This is a genomic window from Pseudomonas syringae (assembly GCF_021606685.1).
Taxonomy (GTDB): Bacteria; Pseudomonadota; Gammaproteobacteria; order Pseudomonadales; family Pseudomonadaceae; genus Aquipseudomonas; species Aquipseudomonas syringae_R.
In genome coordinates, this window is the sequence record NZ_WKCB01000102.1 from 1 (window position 1) to 17,969 (window position 17,969).

The 17,969-nt window shown below is 62.4% G+C and carries 15 protein-coding genes and 1 pseudogene; 9 read left to right on the plus strand and 7 right to left on the minus strand.

Going from position 1 to position 17,969, the window contains the following annotated elements; all coding sequences use genetic code 11:
- Window positions 1-61: 61 nt before the first annotated feature.
- The 3 genes and pseudogenes from GIW02_RS27070 to GIW02_RS24730 form a co-directional block, all read left to right on the plus strand.
- Window positions 62-1,216, plus strand: a pseudogene (locus tag GIW02_RS27070) (FIST signal transduction protein); the annotation flags it as partial.
- Window positions 1,217-1,588: 372 nt separating this feature from the next.
- Window positions 1,589-2,083 (plus strand): methyl-accepting chemotaxis protein, encoded by a 495-nt coding sequence (locus GIW02_RS27075; RefSeq protein ID WP_268935617.1) that lies wholly within the window; start codon window positions 1,589-1,591, stop codon window positions 2,081-2,083.
- Window positions 2,084-2,187: 104 nt separating this feature from the next.
- Complete coding sequence (locus tag GIW02_RS24730) at window positions 2,188-3,231, plus strand: alpha/beta fold hydrolase (protein WP_236418194.1); 1,044 nt, start codon at window positions 2,188-2,190, stop codon at window positions 3,229-3,231.
- Window positions 3,232-3,281: 50 nt separating this feature from the next.
- Here the strand turns inward: GIW02_RS24730 and cynS are convergent, their stop codons facing one another.
- On the minus strand, window positions 3,282-3,752 hold the full coding sequence (gene cynS, locus GIW02_RS24735; protein ID WP_236418198.1) for a cyanase: 471 nt from the start codon (window positions 3,750-3,752) through the stop codon (window positions 3,282-3,284).
- Window positions 3,753-3,998: 246 nt separating this feature from the next.
- Window positions 3,999-4,634, minus strand: a complete 636-nt coding sequence (locus GIW02_RS24740) for a carbonic anhydrase (RefSeq protein ID WP_236418192.1) — start codon at window positions 4,632-4,634, stop codon at window positions 3,999-4,001.
- A gap of 111 nt (window positions 4,635-4,745) precedes the next feature.
- Here GIW02_RS24740 and cynR point away from each other — a divergent pair, with 111 nt between their 5' ends.
- From cynR to GIW02_RS24755, 3 genes are all read left to right on the plus strand, one after another.
- Entirely contained in the window at window positions 4,746-5,636 is an 891-nt protein-coding gene (gene cynR, locus GIW02_RS24745; RefSeq protein ID WP_236418190.1) for a transcriptional regulator CynR, read from the plus strand.
- Between the two features lie 136 nt (window positions 5,637-5,772).
- A complete protein-coding gene (locus tag GIW02_RS24750; protein WP_236418197.1) occupies window positions 5,773-6,999 on the plus strand; it encodes an MFS transporter in 1,227 nt (408 codons plus the stop codon).
- Between the two features lie 207 nt (window positions 7,000-7,206).
- Window positions 7,207-7,374: a DUF2986 domain-containing protein gene (locus GIW02_RS24755; protein WP_236418188.1), complete on the plus strand. Its 168-nt coding sequence runs from the start codon at window positions 7,207-7,209 to the stop codon at window positions 7,372-7,374.
- Here the strand turns inward: GIW02_RS24755 and GIW02_RS24760 are convergent.
- The 3 genes from GIW02_RS24760 to GIW02_RS24770 form a co-directional block, all read right to left on the minus strand.
- Window positions 7,345-8,328 (minus strand): helix-turn-helix domain-containing protein, encoded by a 984-nt coding sequence (locus GIW02_RS24760; protein ID WP_236418187.1) that lies wholly within the window; start codon window positions 8,326-8,328, stop codon window positions 7,345-7,347. The genes GIW02_RS24755 and GIW02_RS24760 overlap by 30 nt on opposite strands.
- A gap of 4 nt (window positions 8,329-8,332) precedes the next feature.
- Complete coding sequence (locus GIW02_RS24765; protein WP_236418186.1) at window positions 8,333-8,875, minus strand: isochorismatase family protein; 543 nt, start codon at window positions 8,873-8,875, stop codon at window positions 8,333-8,335.
- Window positions 8,876-8,991: 116 nt separating this feature from the next.
- Entirely contained in the window at window positions 8,992-10,203 is a 1,212-nt protein-coding gene (locus GIW02_RS24770; RefSeq protein ID WP_236418185.1) for a YeeE/YedE family protein, read from the minus strand.
- A gap of 162 nt (window positions 10,204-10,365) precedes the next feature.
- Between GIW02_RS24770 and GIW02_RS24775 the strand changes: the two genes are divergently transcribed.
- The gene (locus tag GIW02_RS24775) at window positions 10,366-11,076 is read left to right on the plus strand and encodes a hypothetical protein (RefSeq protein WP_236418184.1); all 711 of its coding nucleotides are present in this window, start codon (window positions 10,366-10,368) and stop codon (window positions 11,074-11,076) included.
- 13 nt (window positions 11,077-11,089) lie between these two features.
- On the opposite strand, the gene GIW02_RS24780 is transcribed toward GIW02_RS24775, so the two are convergent.
- On the minus strand, window positions 11,090-11,887 hold the full coding sequence (locus tag GIW02_RS24780) for a DNA/RNA non-specific endonuclease (RefSeq protein WP_236418183.1): 798 nt from the start codon (window positions 11,885-11,887) through the stop codon (window positions 11,090-11,092).
- 202 nt (window positions 11,888-12,089) lie between these two features.
- Here GIW02_RS24780 and GIW02_RS24785 point away from each other — a divergent pair, with 202 nt between their 5' ends.
- Window positions 12,090-15,890, plus strand: a complete 3,801-nt coding sequence (locus tag GIW02_RS24785) for a DUF6543 domain-containing protein (protein ID WP_236422147.1) — start codon at window positions 12,090-12,092, stop codon at window positions 15,888-15,890.
- A 93-nt stretch (window positions 15,891-15,983) separates the two neighbouring features.
- On the opposite strand, the gene GIW02_RS24790 is transcribed toward GIW02_RS24785, so the two are convergent.
- Window positions 15,984-17,201: an MFS transporter gene (locus tag GIW02_RS24790; RefSeq protein ID WP_236419338.1), complete on the minus strand. Its 1,218-nt coding sequence runs from the start codon at window positions 17,199-17,201 to the stop codon at window positions 15,984-15,986.
- Between the two features lie 121 nt (window positions 17,202-17,322).
- Here GIW02_RS24790 and GIW02_RS24795 point away from each other — a divergent pair, with 121 nt between their 5' ends.
- A complete protein-coding gene (locus tag GIW02_RS24795; protein ID WP_236419337.1) occupies window positions 17,323-17,967 on the plus strand; it encodes a TetR/AcrR family transcriptional regulator in 645 nt (214 codons plus the stop codon).
- Window positions 17,968-17,969: the final 2 nt, after the last annotated feature.

Sequence of the window (17,969 nt, forward strand, 5' to 3'; positions counted from 1 at the left end):
CTGATAACCTGACTATCCAAACGCCTCCCTCCTCGCGCGCGCACTCTCTCGAGCCCCCACCATGAACCCACTCTCGTTTCTCAAAAAACCCCGGGCTGCTCGTCAAGGCACCTCTACCCTCACCTGCACCGCCAATGAGCTGGACGCTGCTCTCGCCGCGCTGCGCATCACGCCCACCCTGATCACGGGCTTTATCTCCCCTCACCTCGATATCGACGCAATCGCGGGCAAGCTCAAGCGGCGTTTTGCGCAAGCCACCATCAGCCTGTGCACCACCTCCGGTGAGTTGTGCAACGCTGCCAGTTCGCTGTATTGCGCCACGGGCGAGCGTTGGGATCGGATGGTGTTGCAGCTGTTTGACGACAGTGTGATCGCCTCGGCCGAGGTGGTGATGGTGCCGCTGGAGTGTGAGGACATTCGCAGTGGCGGCAAGCGCCTGGGAATGCAGGAGCGGATTGCCAAGTTGGTGGGCAATATCAAGCGGGTGCAGGTGCGGACCTCGATTGATCATCGCGATACGCTGGCGTATGTGGTGTTCGATGGGTTGTCGGCGTCGGAGTCGTTCTTCATGGAGGCGCTGTATGAGTCGGGGCGTTTTCCGTGTTTGTTTGTGGGCGGGTCGGCCGGGGGCAAGGCGGATTTCCAGAAGACGCTGATCCATGACGGTCAGCGCAGTTATCAGAACCATGCCCAGATTGTGTTCTTGAAGACGGCGGCGCAGGTGCGGTTCGGGGTGTTCAAAAGCCAGAACTTCAAGCCGGCGGATCTGACGTTCAGTGTGCTGACCGCTTCGGTGGAGGACCGCACCATTGACCAGGTGATCGACAGCGCCGGCAATATCAAGAGCATGGTGCAGGCGCTGTGTGAGGCGTTCAATTGCGCGCCCCAGGCGCTGGAGTCGAAGCTGGCGGATTACTCGTTTGCGATCCGGGTGGGCAGTGAGTTGTTTGTACGGTCCATCGCGCGTATCGATTTCGAGCAGCAGATCGTGCAGCTGTTTTGCGACGTGGCGCCGGGCGAGGAGTTGGTGATGGTGCGGCGTACGCCGCTGCGTGAGGCCACGCGCCTGGACTACGAGCAGTTCTTGCGCGGCAAGGGCGGCCAGCCGGTGGCGGGTATCTTGAATGACTGCATTTTGCGCCGCCTGAACAACGCTGCCGAGCTGGGCAGCATGGCCGGCACCTTTGGCGATGTGCCGCTGGCCGGGTTTTCGACCTTTGGTGAAATTCTGGGGTTGAACCTGAACCAGACGCTCACGGCGATTTTCTTCTTCCGCGTGGCCAAGGGCGCAAGCTTCAGTGATGAGTATGTGGACAATTTCATCGCCCACTACGGCGAGTTCAAGGCGTTTTTCCTGCGCCGCCAAGTCAAGAAGCTCGCGGGCTTGAACCATGTAGTGGTCAAGCAGATTGCCGCGTTCAAGAACAATGACTTCAGCACCACCCTGAACACGCGTGGGCTGGATCGCAATATCCTGCCGGTGTTCGAAGGCCTGGCGGACCTGGGCCAGGTGCTGGCCCAGGCCGAGCGTCAGCAGGAGGACATCGCTGCGCAGCTCAAGCATTACTCCGGTGAGTTGCATGCGTCGATGGATGACCTGGTGGGCACCATTGACCGGCAGAACAACGTGTCTGCCCAGGCCGGGGCCACGGTGGAAGGGCTGTCGAGCCAGGCGGACGTTGCGGTGGAAGGTGCACGCACGTTGGCCGGTTCGAGTTTGCGTATCCAGTCGATTGTGCAGGTGATCCAGCAGATCGCCGGGCAGACCAACCTGCTGGCGCTCAACGCCGCCATCGAAGCGGCCCGCGCGGGCGACCTGGGCCGCGGCTTTGCGGTGGTGGCGGACGAGGTGCGTAAGCTGGCAGAGATCACGCGCAAGAATGCTGCGGAAATCGGCGTGGATATCGACTTGCTGTCCAGCGAGATCCAGCGCGTCGCCCAGCAGATCGAAGACCAGTCCACCGGCGTCGGCGCGCTGCGTGAAATGCTCGATGCGCTGGAGGCGTCAAGCCGCGCGACCGAGGGCACGGCGCAGCGCACCAAGACCATCGCGGATACGTTAACGGGGCTGACCCACGCGTAGGCGTTAACAGGGGCACGGCCGAGCAGAAGCTGGCGCGGCGCACATGGCACTGAACGGGCGATTCAGTGCATGATGCGCCACCTCTATCAAGGACGATAAAAACAATGAAGAACACCCTCGCCTGCCTGTTTCTGCTCTGCCTGACAGCACCCGCCTTTGCCGTCCAAAGCCCTATCGGCTTCCAGACCACGACCCTGCCCGACGCGAACCACCAGCGCCCGCTGGAGCTGAGCGTCTGGTACCCCGCCGCGGCCACGTCTGCCACCCCCGAGTTGATCGCCAACAACGTGGTGTTTATCGGCGCGCTCGCCGTGCCCAATGCGCCAGCGGCCCGTGGTGAACATCCCCTGGTGGTGCTCTCCCACGGTTACGGCGGCAATTGGGGCAAACAGGCGTGGCTGGCCAGTGCGTTGGCCCATCAGGGTTATATCGTGGCGGCGGTGAACCACCCCGGCACCACCACCAAAGACCGCAGCCCGCTGGCGGCCGCGCAGTTATGGCAGCGCCCGGCCGACCTGAGCCGGGCCATCGACGCGGTGCTGGCTCAGCCCGCGTCATTTGGCGCAGTTGCGCCGCAGCGGATTGCTGCAATCGGCCACTCCCTGGGCGGCTGGACCGTGCTGGAAATCGCCGGCGCGCGCTTCGACCCGGACCTGTTCGCCAAGGACTGCAGCGTCCACCCCAAGCTGGGCGGGTGCATCGGCTATCACGAGATGAACCCCGCCGGCACCCCGGAGGGCAAAGCCAAACTGGCGGCTGACCTGAGCGACACACGCGTGCGCGCCATTGTGTCGCTGGACCTGGGCCTGTCGCGCGGCTTCACCAACGCCAGCCTGGCCGCCTTGCCAGTGCCGGCGCTGGTGATTGCGGGCGGCGTGCCAAGCGAGGATATGGCGCCTGAATTGGAGTCGGCAGACATGGTCAAGCGCCTGCCCACAGCCTCCACCACCTATGTCGAGATCCGCGACGCCACCCACTTCAGCTTTATGTCGATGTGCAAACCCGGCGCGGTGGCGTTGATCGAAGAAAGCTCGCCGGGCGATGGCATGATTTGCCGGGACGGTGAAGGCGCGCGGCCCCGGGCGCAGATTCAACAACAAGTGGTAGGGTTGATCACGGCGTTTTTGGGGTGGACAACCCATCCTTGAAAAAAAAGTGGCCCGGCCGCCTCACAGCGCCGGGCCTTTTTACCGCTGACTCAGAACGGCTTGGTCGGCAGGTATTTGCCATCCAGGGTAATCACCGCGCGCGAGCCTCCTTCCGGGTCCTCGACCTTCTTGATATCGAGCTTGAAGTTGATTGCGCTGATGATGCCGTCGCCGAATTTTTCGTGTACCAGCGCCTTGAGCGTGGTGCCGTAGACCTGCAGCATTTCGTAGAAACGGTATACCGTCGGGTCGGTCGGGATGCCATTGCCGAGGCTGCCGCGCAGCGGAATGGTTTGCAGCAGCGCCACGGCGTCGGCATCCAGGCCCAGGGTGTCGGCCACCGCCTGGGCGGCGCTGGCGGGCAGTGGGTGCTGGCCGAGCAAGGCGGCGGTGACGAAGGCTTCGTGCAGGCCGGTGCCTTGGGCGATCTGGGCGAATGACAGGTCTTTGCGGGCCTTGGCCAACAGGATGATGTCGGTCAGGGCAAGGCGCGTGGTCTGGCTGATTTGCGAGTGGATAATGGGGGTTATCTCCGTGGGTAAAAATAGGCGTAACACAGGTTTAAAAGCACAGACTGTGCCCTGTGGCGAGCGGGCTTGCCCGCGTTGGGGTGCGCAGCGGGCCCTCGAAAGGCACTGCGGTTTTTCCTGAAGTAACTCAGCGTGTGGTTCTGGGGCCGCTTCACAGCCCAGCGCGGGCAAGCCCGCTCGCCACAAGAGCGCATCTGTCAGGGATTTGCATTGCTCTTCGATTCGGGCGGGTGGGTTTTATACGGCGCGTACGCTCGGGTTTGCGGCCAGGGCTACGAACTGGCCGCTGCGGCCATCGAACGCCTGGATGCAGCCACTTTCGATGTCGTAGACCCAGCCGTGCAGCGTCACGCGTTGCTCTTCGAGCGCCAGGCGCACCGAGGGGTGTGTCTGCAGGTTGGCCAATTGCGCGATGACGTTTTCGCGCACCATCGACGCCACCTTGGCCTGGGGGTTCGGGTGCTGACGGGCTTCGTTGACTACGCGGCCGGAGTCGGCATAGCGCAACCAGCCGGCCACGGCGGGCATGTGGTCCAGGCAGGCGCAGGTGGCGATGGCGGTCATGGCGCCGCAATCGGAATGCCCGCAGATCACGATGTCGCTGACCTGCAAGGCCGCCACCGCATACTCCACCGAGGCCGATACCCCGCCCGGCTCCGGCCCGTAGGAGGGCACGATATTGCCGGCGTTGCGGATCACGAACAGATCGCCCGGCTCGCGCTGCGTGACCAGCTCAGGCACCAGCCGGCTGTCGGAGCAGGAGATGAACAGCGCCCGCGGGCTCTGCTGGTTGGCCAGGCCTTTGAACAGGCCCGCGCGTTCGGGGAAGGCAGTGCGCTGAAACTTGAGAAAACCGTCGATGATGTCTTGCATGGCGTGGCTCCTTGGAATCGCGAGGCGATGACGCCAAGGTACGCAGCCGAACACATAAGGTAAAAGTCTGATATATGATCAACCGCATCAGATAATCTTATGGATACAACCATGCTGGCCCGACACATTCAGTACTTCCTGGCCGTGGCAGAGCACCAGGGTTTCACCAAAGCGGCGGCGGCCCTGCATGTCTCGCAACCGGCGCTGTCCCAGCAAGTGCGCCAACTCGAGGAGAGCCTCGGCGCGCAGCTGTTCGACCGCTCTGGGCGCACGACACGTCTGACCGACGCCGGTGAGGTGTACCTGCGCCATGCGTTGCAGGCGTCTCAGGCCCTGCAGGCAGGCCAGCGGGCGATCCATGACGTGAGCGATTTGAGCCGGGGCACATTACGCATCGCGGTCACCCCCACGTTCACCACCTACCTGGTCGGGCCGTTGGTCGAGGCTTTTCACGGTCGCTATCCGAACATCCGGTTGACGGTGCGTGAAGTCGCCCAGGAACAGATGGAGAGCCACCTGCTGGCCGACGAACTGGACGTAGGCATCGCGTTTGATCAAGCGCACGCCCACGACATCGACGCCTCTGTACTGCTGGTGGAAACCCTCGCGCTGGTGGTGGGCAGGCAGCATCCGCTGGCGCAGGCGCGGGCAATCGGGCTGGAGGCATTGAATGGCGAATCGCTGATTTTGCTCAGCAAGGAATTCGCCACCCGCGAGCAGATTGACCGCTACTGCAACCAGCATGGCATCCGCCCGCACGTGGTGATGGAGGCGAATGTGATCGGTGCGCTGCTTGAAGTGGTGCGCAGGACCACGCTGTCGACCCTGCTGCCCGCCGCCATCGCGCGCGCGCACCCGGCGTTGGTGGCGATCGAGTTGGGGCCGCAGCGGTTGCAACGCACCGCAGTAATGATGCAGCGCAAAGGCGCTTACCCGTCGGCGGCGGCGCGGGCGTTTATTGAGGTAGCCAGGGACGTGGTCGCAGCGTTAGCCGGTGACTAGGGCAACGCATCGATAGCACTGATGATTACTATCGAACCGCTCGCCTATGGGCTCTGCTACACCGATTCCTATAATCGCCTCCCCTTTCTTCCCTGCCGCCTGGTTTCAGGCGGCATTCCTCATGGAACCCAACACCATGCCAAGCGTCAGCCAGGCCCCCAGCGGCCGCCCTGAACATAATCAACAAAGTGTCAAACAACAGTGGTTGGCAATTCTCTCGGTTGCCGTGGGCGCGTTCGCCCTGGTGACCAGCGAGTTTCTGCCGGTGGGTGTGCTCAACGACGTCGCCAGCGACCTCGGCATCAGTGCCGGCCACGCCGGGCTGATGGTGACCCTGCCCGGCATCATGGCGGCCCTCGCCGCGCCATTGCTGTCGGTGAGCATTGGCGCCATGGACCGTCGCTACCTGCTGATCGGCCTGACGCTGATCATGATCATCGCCAACTCGGTGGTGGCATTTGCCAGTGACTTCAACCTGCTGCTGTTCGGCCGCGTACTGCTGGGCATCAGCATCGGCGGTTTCTGGGCGACGGCCATCGCCCTCAGTGGCCGCCTGGCCCCCCAGGGCGTGGGCGTAGCGAAGGCCACGTCGATCATCATGATGGGCGTCACCCTCGCCACTGTACTGGGCGTGCCGGTCGGCACCTGGCTGAGTGGGTTGATGGGCTGGCGCATGACCTTTCTGGTCACCGCGCTGGTGGGCATACCGGTGCTGCTGGCACAGGTCTTCCTGCTGCCGCAGCTCAAACCGGAAAAAGCCATTCACATCCGTGATCTGCCAGCCTTGTTTATCAACCCGCAAGCGCGGGTCGGGTTGATCGCCGTCTTGTTGATCGGCCTGGCGCACTTTGCCGCTTACACCTATGTCGCGCCGTTCTTCAAAAACAGTTCGGGCTTCGACGGCCCGACCATTGGCTCACTGTTGCTGCTGTACGGCGTGGCCGGGGTGATGGGCAATGTGTTTGCCGGTTTCGCCGCCAACCGCAGCGTGCGCCACACCTTGCTGCTGGTCGCCTTGATGATCGGCACCAGCACCGCCCTGTTCCCCCATTTCGCCACGGGCATGACCGGCGCCGCGATGCTGATCGCACTCTGGGGCTTTGCTTTCGGCGCCTTCCCGGCCTGCGCCAGTATCTGGATGTTTGTCGTCGCGCCCAAGGATGTCGAACGCGGCATGCCGCTGTTCGTCGCCCTGTTCCAGGTGATTATTGCGCTGGGTTCGTTCTTTGGCGGGCAGATCGTCGACCAACTGGGCAGCGCGGTGCTGCTGAGCCTGGCCACGGCGTTGGTGGGTTGTGGGTTTGTGACCGTGCTGGTGCTGGGCCGTAATATCAGTAACAACCTGGCAGCCCAGCCCGGTTAACCCCGGCTGAATGCGATGAGGGCAACGACGGTTCACGGGGCCTTCATCGCCAGCCGGCAGGGCCCAGAGGCGCGAGCAGGAACGCTTGTCGGGCGCTTGGCGTGGGCGCTGGAGCCCGTACGATCAGTGGCGTTTCGCTGCACGGACCGGCGCTAAAACGCGACCCAGCTGGTATCATCCGCGCCTGCACCCCCCAGGTAAAACCTCATGAACCGCCAGAAAAAACTCCAGCAGCTCTTCAAGGCCAAGGCCAAGAAGGCCAGCGCCAAATTGGCGCCCAAAAGCAAAGACAAATACATCAGCAAGGCTGACCGCGCAAAGCTTGAGGCTGAGGCCGATCAGCCCTCAACCACTGGCACGGACGCGTCCAGCTGAAGGCGTCCCCGCTTCGAATTTCCCCCAGATACGCCGCAGGTGCCGCGCCGAGCCGAAGCCCGCGCGCTCGGCCACCGTTTCGACGTCCAGGGTCGACTCCGCCAGCAGCTCACGGGCCACCGCCAAACGCAGTTGGTGCAGGTAATCCAGCGGGCTGATACCGACATGCTCGTGGAACAGTCGCGCCAGGTGGCGACTGCTGGTGCAGGCCAGGCTGGCCATGCGGGTCACGGTCCATGCCTCACACGGCGCCGCCGCGATCGCATCCTGCACCCGATGCACCGCTGGATGCAGGTGATAGCGCCCAGCGATCCACGGCGACAGCTGCGGGTCGGCGCCGCTGCGGCGCATATACACCACCATATCCCGTGCGATTGCGCAGGCCAGCCGCGGCCCGGCCAGTTCGGCGACCAGGTGCAACATCAGGTCGATACCTGCGGTGACGCCGGCGCTGCAACTGACCGGGCCATCGGTGACGTACAGCCGGTTTTCCAACACCCGCGCCTTGGGCGCGATGGCCTGCAAGGTCGCGCACAAGGCGTGATGGGTGGTGCATTGGCGGCCGTCGAGCAACCCGGCCCTGGCGGCGCTCAATGCGCCTGCGCAGACGCACACCAAGCGCGCGCCCGAGGCGGCGAACACGCGTTGCAGCCACTCGGTCAGCCGGTCGCTGGCCGCGTCGAATGCCTGGCGCTGCGCATGGGTCACCTTCATCGTAGACCCCACCAACACCACCAGGGTGCCGGGCGCCAGGGTCGGCGGAAGCGGCGCCAGCCCGCTCAGCGGCAGGCCGATGGAGGTGTGCAGGGCGGCCACCGGGCTGACGTACTGCAAGTCGAAGTCGATGGCCGTGGCGTCCTCGATCTGGGCGGCGAGGCGCAGCACTTCGGCCGGGCCTGCCAGGTCGAGCATCAGCGCGTTGGGCAGCAACACGAACAGCACCGGCAGGCTCACGCGCTCACCCCTCCAAGGCCTGGGCGACGCTGACGATGCGCGCAAAACGGTCTTCCAACACCAGCTCTGTGCGCTCGCGAATCTCGGCCGGGGTGTAGACCCGGCCGCTGCGCGCATGCGACATCGCGAAGGTCAACGTCGCCTCGCTGACAAAGTCCACGCTGAAGCCGCTGTCCGAGGCCTGCCGGGTGGTGGTCTCGCAGCACTGTTCGGTGCGAATGCCGCTGATGATCAGATGGGTCACGCCACGCTCCGTGAGCCGCGCAGCCAGGGGCGTGCCGGCGAAGGCGCTGTGAAAGCGCTTGTGAATGATCAGCTCCGGGTTGATCGACAATTCGCTCAAGGTTCTGACGTTGCCGGATGCCATGGAAAAATGCCCCTGGTCTTCAACATGGAAGACTTGTATCACCGCAATGCCGCGTTGAACACAGCCGTCGATGAGTGCCTGCTGTTTTTCCAGGTACGCCGGCAGGTCGTTTTCGGACCAGTAGGTGGAATGGCGGAATGAATGCTGGGCATCGATAACGATAAGGGCTTTGTGGCTCATGGCTGGTCCTCTGGCTTGCACCTGGCTAGGTGGATGCAAGCCATGGTAGGCACGCTAGCGCATTGGCGACAGACGCGCGCCGGACCACATGAGGACGGATTCGGACATACCCTGCCTCAGCAACCGCTCAACGCCACCTGCGGCCGCTCGCCCGCGAAGAAGAATGGCCGCAGACGCACGCCCACGCTGTTGCCGATAAACGCTGCCACCAACCACATCCAGCCATGCAGGCTGCCCGAGGCGATGCCGCTGAAATACGCGCCGATGTTGCACCCGTACGCCAGGCGCGAGCCGTAACCCAGCAGTAACCCGCCGATCACCGCCGCCACCAGCGAGCGCGCCGGGATCTTGAGGCTCGGCGCGAAACGCCCGGCCAGACCAGCAGCCAGCAGCGCACCGAGGACGATGCCGATGTCCATGACGCTGGTGATGTCTTCCCACACTGGCGCCGCCAGGGCCTTGGCGTTGCCCGGCATCTGCCAGAACGCCCAGCTGGCAACATCCACGCCCAAGCCGCTCGCCACTTTGGCGCCCCACAAGGCGAACGCCGAGGTAATGCCCCATGGCCGCCCGGCCAGCGCCAGCGTGGCGTAGTTGAGCAGAGCCAGGCCAACCGCGCCCCACACCAGCGGCCACGGCCCGCGCAGGAAGCGGCGCAGCCCCTGATGCTCGCTGGTCACGCCCGCTTCGAGCTGGCCATGCCGGGCCTTTTCCAAACGCACGGTGACTGCGGCGATCACGCCGAACACCGCCAGGCTGAGGACCAGGGCCGGCACCACGCCGAAACTCTTGACGATGGACACCGCCGGGAACGCCGGCAGCGCGAACCACCAGTCAACGTGGTGAGTGGCGATCAGCGAACCGCAGATAAAAAACAACAAGGTCACCAGCATGCGCGCATTGCCGCCGCCCACGGTGAACAGCGTGCCCGACGCACAGCCGCCGCCCAACTGCATGCCGATGCCGAAAATAAACGCACCGAACACCACCGACACACCCGCTGGCGCCACCAGCCCGACCACCGGCTGCCCGAACAGCGTGCCCGCCCCCAGCGCCGGGAAAAACAGCAGCACCGCCACGGCCAGCATGACCATCTGCGCACGCAGGCCGGCGCCACGCCGATCCTTGATAAACACGCGCCAGGCCGAGGTAAAACCAAACGCGGCATGGTAGAGGGTCAAGCCCAGCGCGGCGCCGACCACCAGCAACAGCACCTGGCGCGAGCCCACGCTGTTCTGCAGGAACAGGGCGCCTAGTACCAGGACAATAAAGGCCACCAGCGGCGCGACAGACTTGCGCGCCGGGGCGATAGGAAGAGAGGTGCTCATGGGGTATCTCGGTTCGTTTGAAAGGGTTGATGGCGAGGGGCGCAAGTATAAACCCTGAAAGGACGATGATTGGCGGCGCATTGGTTTTAGCTGGCCGCGCCCAGTTGAGGGTACTCTTTGCGCCGGGCTCAATTTAACCAGGCTTACGGGAAGCAGCAGGCAATGTCAGAAAGGATCAAGGCAGGATTGAAGCTGGCGGGCATGTTCACTTGCCTGTGGCTGGTCACCAACGTGTTCAGCTTCGACACCACCACCGTCCTGCTTTATGTGGCGGCGTTTGGTACGAGCACGGTGTACCTGGTGTCCAACCGGGCAACGATCATCGCTTTCGTTCGGGCGTGGCCGAGTTCGTTCGCAGGCTCCGTGGTGGTCTTTTACATCTGCAAGATCCTGGTCGAAAAAATCATCAATTCGAGCATGGGCATCGAAGTCGACTACCTCAGGCACGCCTCGATCGTGGGCGGATTTCTACTCAGCGTGCCGGTTTCGCTAATGGTAGTGAGCCTTTATCTGTTCTTGCGCAGTGCCTACCAAAAGTGCCGCGAGCCCTTTACACAACCGCGCGGTGCACGCCTTACAGCGCCGGACTCAGCGGGTAGCGCGGCAGAGCACACCGCACCCGAGTACTTCCCTGGCCTGAGGCCGATGTTCGCAGCCACCCTGCTCATGCTCGCGACGTTTATATTCTTCCACGCTGACGCGGGCATACGCTTTGTGGTCATGCTCGATTCGATGATGTATTCCGACTGCGGGCCGCCACAGCCGGAGATAGGCTACGTGCGCAAAAACGCCAACGCCTGCTACCGCTTCGACACCCGGATATTCCACGGCTCCCTGGTGCCGACTGAAATTGCCAGCCGAAAACCCGGCTAGTCGCGCAGCTTGCTCACGTGCGCCCCACCGACCCCGACACCGGAAGATTGCCCAGCAGCTTGAGCCCGGTGCTTTTCACAAACGTGTCGTAGTCCATGGGTTTCTGGATGCGGGTTTCGGCGTTGGGCAGCACGTAGGCCCAGGCGCGCTGGCTTTTGGCGTCGTACACCAGCTTGAACAGGCGCGTCGGCACCCAGACCTGGTTATCGCCGACGGTGCCGTGGCCCGCGTCGAACAGCGGCCCGGTAAACACATACACATCACCGCCGGCGCGCTTGGCAAACTTGCGCACGTCGGCCTCGACCTTGCTCCAGATCTTGCGGTTGTTGGCAGGGTCTTGCGGCACCATGTTCGACAACGCGAAGGATTGGGCCATGGCGTGGGCATTCGGCGCATCGGCGGCCGGGGCCTGGTGGCCACGGTCCACGGCCGGGTGCTGGCTGCGGTAGTCGCTCAGCTCCGCGCGGCCTGCCTTGGGGATGCGCGGGTCGGGGTAGAACTGGTTGGTGCGCTCCTCGCCCTTGGCGTCTTTCAGCTGCGCAGCGTTCAAGCGTTCAACCACCACCAGCGGGGTCTTGCTGGTTTGCGAGTACAGCACGGCAAAGGTATCGGAACACAGGGCCAGGGGCTTCATCGCCGCCGCAACGGTGGCCGTGCTGATCGGCTTCGTGGCAGGGAAGAGGTCGGCGCAACCTTCAAATGAGCGGCGTTGCTGCGTGGGGGTATAGGGGTTGGCCAGGCTGCGTGCATCTACAGCGGTGGAGAGTAAAACGAGGGCCGAGAGCCCGACAGCAATGTTGCGTAGGTACATGAGTTGAATCTTCGAAAAGGAGTGAAGCGGCAGGTTTAGGCTAGTAAAGCCAACTATATGATATTTATGGAATTACTGACCTTTTAAAGTCACCTTAGTGCCAAGCAGAGGCCAGCTCTTTGAAGTAATTTGTATTGTCCTTGAAAACACAGACTGGAACGCCCGCATCCATCGGCGCCACGGAGAGAATACTTACACTTCAATGGAAGAAAACCTCATGCGAGTCGAGCCAATACACACCCGCAAACTCTCCGATTCGCCTGCCCCCACCGACAACCAATCCGAAAAAACCTACAGGACTCAAGAAGGTATCGAAACGGCCGGTGCCGTGGTGAGCCTGGAAATCAAAAAGGTCGCAACTGAACTGATCAGAAGCGGCGATGAGGCTCTCTCATTCAAGTACAGCGTGGCGCTGAAGGATCAAACTCTTTTCGGTCCAGGGCAAAGGCAAGGCAGGCCGGCTGCCAGAATTATTTCCGATATCCCCGCGCACTCGACGTTCGGCATGGCCTGGGCCCAGCTGACGCACGCCATTCACAACGAGCCATTTGCGAGTTTCGCCAGCGAACACAAGATCGACACTTCAACCCTGCGCTTGAATACCGAGTCGGGATGGCAGCTTGAATGCATTGCCGACGGCAAACCTGCGACCTTTTCTGAATACGATCCCGGCTGGTGGCAGGCTACTGCAGCGGTGACCGCCGCCGCTCAAGCGCTCACGCCGACGCTCAAATTGAACATTGACTATACCGACGCAAACAGTGCACCTGCCGATGTGATAGGCGACTTCTACGCAGCGAGCACCAACGGTACAATCGGCGAAAATCTCTATTCAATCTTCCAGCAGAACCAAAACCGAACGTTCGAATCGCTGCGCGAACCAGACTCCACAGCGCCAGAGTTCAACCTCCCGGCCTATAGCTACATCCGCCAACGGCAACAGGAGGCGATAGCAGATCTTTCTGCTCAAATCGCGAAAACCCCCACACTGCTTGCACCTTCTCAACGCCCGCCCATCCCAGGCACGTCTGCCCCCCTCCCCCCGACTATCAACCCGATGGCCGCTATTGCAAGCCGCCAGTTCGCCGGTGAACCCACGCTGCATACAGTGATCGCACGACTACTCGGCGACACGATAAAAGCAAGCGCGCCAGGGTCGGATGTGGATGTCAATCAACTCGCCATTGCAATACCTGATCCGGCGAACCCGGGGCAGTTCAAACGAACGCAACTGATGACGCTGGCCATGGACTACCTCACTGAGGGCGACGCCCCGGACTTCACCAGCAGCAATAGGGCGTTTGATACTCGCCCTGATTTGTTGGCGCACACAGGCAACCCAACCGATGCCCCGCTAGCACTCGATTTGTCGGCCCTCAGCGCAGCCATACGGGCACTGCCGAGCCAACTCAAGGAAGCCCTCAGCGCTGACACCCGTGAATACTGGAGCAGCCCCGCCTTCAGCACGCCGAGCCATGCCGGCACCGTCTTCCCCGGCAGTCACCGCGCGCTGGTCAGCCGTATTCTGCGCAGTAACCTGCAACAGGCTGGGCTGAAACAACCTGGGCTCGACGACGAGCAGCGTAAAACCGTGAACATGGTCGTGAGGCATCCCCAAGGCTCGACGCGCCCCGCACCGCCTGACCCGATGAGCTCCGGCGCCACCGTCTACGCCTTGCCCGGCTCCACGCCGAACTTGCTGATTCATCGCGGCTTGTCGCAACCCGACCGCGAAATTCTCTTGCTAGTGGAACCTGGTGGGAAAATTACCCCGTACAAGGCCTGGGATGAGTTGCCAAACGAAAGGCGCCACTTGGAGGCGCTGACCGGCAATATGTTCGACGCACAGGCCGACACCCTGATCAAACAGCATCAAGGTGACAGTCTGGCCAACGTCCCGCCACTGATTGGCGCACCGCCCGCGACGCAAGCAAAAACCACACTGCCCGAGTGGCTGGGTCAAGCCGGCGAAGCCGAACGTTTTGTGATGCATGAACTCAGTCTCGGCCTGGCCAGCTTCATCCAGAGGAACAATGGGCACACGTATAACCAAGATATCCAGGACATCCGTACATTTGCGCAGGAGCAATTCGACAGGTTGCCCGAACGCCAAAAACTGACGCAGTACGCTGCCAAAGACTTGGAAGTGGTCTTCAAGGTGCCCTACGGGACCCTGAGTTCCGGCGGTATCGACCGCCAGACGATGAGCCTGACCGACATGCTCCTCAATAATCTGTCGGGCCTGCCGGATGGCCAGATAGAAGTCTTCTTCAAGACCGGACTCAAGGAAAACGGCGTAGAAATCAAAACCAGGGTACCCGCTCTGGAGAAAGAGCGGGTGCTCAAGACGCTGGTCGACAACCTCGATACCGGCAGGGCCTACCCCGCGTTGCTCAAGGAAAAACTGCTCGATAATCCGACCAAAAAAGCCGAGCGCCAGGCACTGTTCGCCCAACAAGTGCCCATCGAACTACAGATGAAGGCGCTGGAACTGAGCATTAAGGGAGAATCCGGTTTCAACTCCACGGGATTCCGCTACATCCAAGAGATCTTCAAACCAGGCCCCGGCCCCAGGACCGTTGACGGCAAGGGCATCACCATTCGCCCGCTGGCCTTCGATAACAAAGCCAATGGGAAAATCGACAGGGTCGAAGGTGCCTATCTGATCGAGCCCAAAGACAGCGCAACCGGCCCGCATATCCTGTATCGCCCGCTGATCGCCGACGCACCGCTTCTGCAGTTTCCTTCGCGCCAGGCACTGCTGGAAGCCATACAGAAAAAGGGCAAGCTGCAAAACGACACCCTTGCCTGGCTGCCCGACGAACATACGCGACAGCTCTACAGCGGCAATGGCTTCAAACATCCCAATCTGGTGTTATTCGGTTTCAACCTGGGGTCGGTTCCGCTCAACGAGACCATCCCCCTGGCGGAGGACACCCGCCTACAGCAGACGCTGCAAGCAGGGACATTGATGGAACACCTGTACGAAGCCAATGCTCGAAACCTGATAACCCTGGCTGAGCAACAATCGACCTCCGATGCAAAGAGTCGCTGGGCATCGCTCAAGCAGGGTGGTTTCCTGTTACTCAATGCGCTGCTGCCGGCGCTGCGTGGCCCCGCTGCCACGCTTGGCCTGCTGCTGCAGGCCCAGGCCATCCTCCAGGACGTTGAGGCACTGGGCGGCGATAACACAACGAACAAAGAGGCCGCCCTGACCGACCTGTTGCTCAACCTCGCGACCTTATTGGTGCATTTCAAGGCGCGATCATCGACTGAGCCGAACAGCGTCCCCTCCGCAAGGCCGACAACCAACACAAGCCGGTTGGTGGACAACGTTGTCGCCCCGGTCCCAGCGTCGCAAACTGCGGTTCAATTGGGCGCGCCTGTAGAGATCAGCACAGCCGGCCGCTCGACTAACGTCCCGCGCCTCATGGTCATGAAAGGCGCCATGAAGGAAACAAAATTGATCAAGGACGACCTGTTTACCTTTGTCGATGAGTACAAAGGCAAACCACGCCTCAATATCAACGCCCATGGCAGAGATCTTGGCCTGCGCGAAAGAGTGTCTGGCAGTCCGTCCACTATCCTCTACGACGGAGCCGAGCACAGCGCCGCCGAACTGCACGCTCACTTGCTGGCCAAAGGCATCGACCCTGCCCAATTCGACAATACTCGATTACTCGTGTGTTACTCCGCCAACGGTAGCGAAAACTCGTTTGCCGCCGATTTCCAAAGGCTGATCAACAAGCCGGTCAAGGCCTTCATCGGCACGGTCACCGTGACGCCAGCGCCGGAACTCGTTACCGCCGAGTTTGAACGTGGCAATCAGCAATACGGACCGCTTCAAGGGCCGATGCTGGTGAGCGAAACCTACGAAAACTACGATAACGTGGACATACTCAAAAACCGTCGGGAGATTTCAATACTCAATAACCCTCTCGAGTTTTTTCTCTTCACCTACTACCCCGTCTACTTCCCTCCTCGCGCAAGCGCCACACGTTAAGTCAGCGAAGCGCCCTTGGTCCGAGGGGCATGAATCACCCGAAAAAACAGGCAAAGCTTGCGTACGCCGGGCGATTCACCCCTGGGATTATTCTTAATGCCCAGCCACCGACGGCTTGCCCGCACCCCGCGCACCCGGCTTGAAAGCATGCGCGTGCGCCGCCCAGGCAATCAGCAGCGCCACGCCGATCAACCCGAGCATCGCCCACGGAAACGCTGCAGCGCCCCAGCGATCCAGCAACACCCCGCCGACCACACCGCTGCCGGCAATCGCGCTGTTCCACGCCACCACGTTCAGCGACAAGGCCACATCCGCGCCGTCACCCGCTGCATCCGCCAAGGCCGTTTGCAGCAAGGTCGCGGCACCGCCGAAGCTCAGGCCCCAGACCGCCACGCCCACGTAAACCACCGCAGGCAGGTTGCCCAACAGGCCGAACACCAGGCTGACCGCGGCGAACGTCAGCAGGCTCACCAGTACGGTTTTGCGCAGCAGGGGCTCGACCCACCTGGCGGCGATCCAGATCCCGGCTAACGCCGCGACCCCGAACACCAGCAATACCAGGTCCACGCGCTCGGCCAAGCCCGCCGGCGCCACGAACGGGGCGATGTAGGTGTACAAAATGTTGTGGGCCAACATCCAAGTGATCACCACCGCCAGCACCGGCCGCACACCCGGCGTGGTCAACACGCTGCGCAGCGACTGGCGTTGGTGCGCAGGCTGGGGCGCGTAGTCCGGGACTTTCACCAGCACCCAGGCAATCAGCACCAGGCTGACGGCCGACATCAGCCCGAAGGTGGTGCGCCAGCCGACCCAGCCGCCGAGCCAGGTGCCCAGCGGTACGCCCAGCGACAGCGCAATCGGTGTGCCGACCATCGCCAACGCCATCGCCTTACCCTGTTGGTGCGGTGCGACCATGCGCCGGGCATATCCGGCGAGCAGGCTCCAGGCCAACCCCGCCGCCACACCGGCGAAAAAACGCGCCACCAGGGTCACGCCATAGTGGGACGACAGCGCGGTGATGGAGTTGAACAGCAAAAAGCCGACGATGGTCAGCAACAGCACATTGCGTCGGCGCCAGCCACGGGTGGCGATGGTCATGGGGATCACCGCCAGCAGCGAGCCCAGTGCGTAGGCGGTGACCATCTGCCCGGCCATCGACGGTGAAATCGCCAGGCCCTCGCCGATCAACGGCAACAGGCCGGCGGGCAGGGTTTCGGTGACGATGCAGATAAATCCGGTCATCGCCAAGGCCAGCAAAGCCCCGACGGGCAGGCGCTCGGATGAGGCCGATAAGGTCAGTGAGGGGGTCACGGGAAACTCCTTGAGGGGTACTTAGATACTGATCGATATAGATGTTGCGGGCAGCTGACACACGTTGTCAACGACTTATGTATCGACTAGTATCTATCTCATTCTTGACCGGAGATCCCACATGGCGCAGATGGGCCGCCCCCGCACCTTCGACCGCGAACACGCGGTGGAACAAGCCATGCACCTGTTCTGGCAGCACGGCTACGACGCTACTTCCCTTGCTCAGCTCAAGGCCGGCCTGGGTGGCGGCATTTCCGCGCCGAGTTTCTATGCGGCGTTCGGCTCCAAGGAGGCCTTGTTCGAAGAATGCGTGCAGCGCTACCTGGCGACCTACGCCCAGGTCACCGAATGCCTGTGGGACGACGCCCTGCTGCCGCGCAAAGCCGTCGAAACGGCGCTGCGCCAGTCGGTGCGCATGCAGTGTGAAGACGGGCACCCCAAGGGTTGTATGGTGGCGCTGGGCGTGATGAGCGCGCCCAGCGTGGAAAATGCGCGAGTGGCCGACGGCTTGACGCAATCGCGGCTACGCACACGCGCAGGGATAGTGGCGTGTGTGGAGCGCGCGGTGCGGCTGGGCCAGTTGCCGCCGCACATTCAGGCAGCCGTAATGGCCGCGGTGTTTGACAGCTTCCTGCAAGGGGTGTCGATACTGGCCCGCGATGGCGTGCCGCATGCCACCTTGGACGCGGCGATCAGCCAGCTCCTGCTGACCTGGGATGTGGCAGCCTCCATCACCCCGCTCCGCACATCGTCGGAACAACCGTAGCC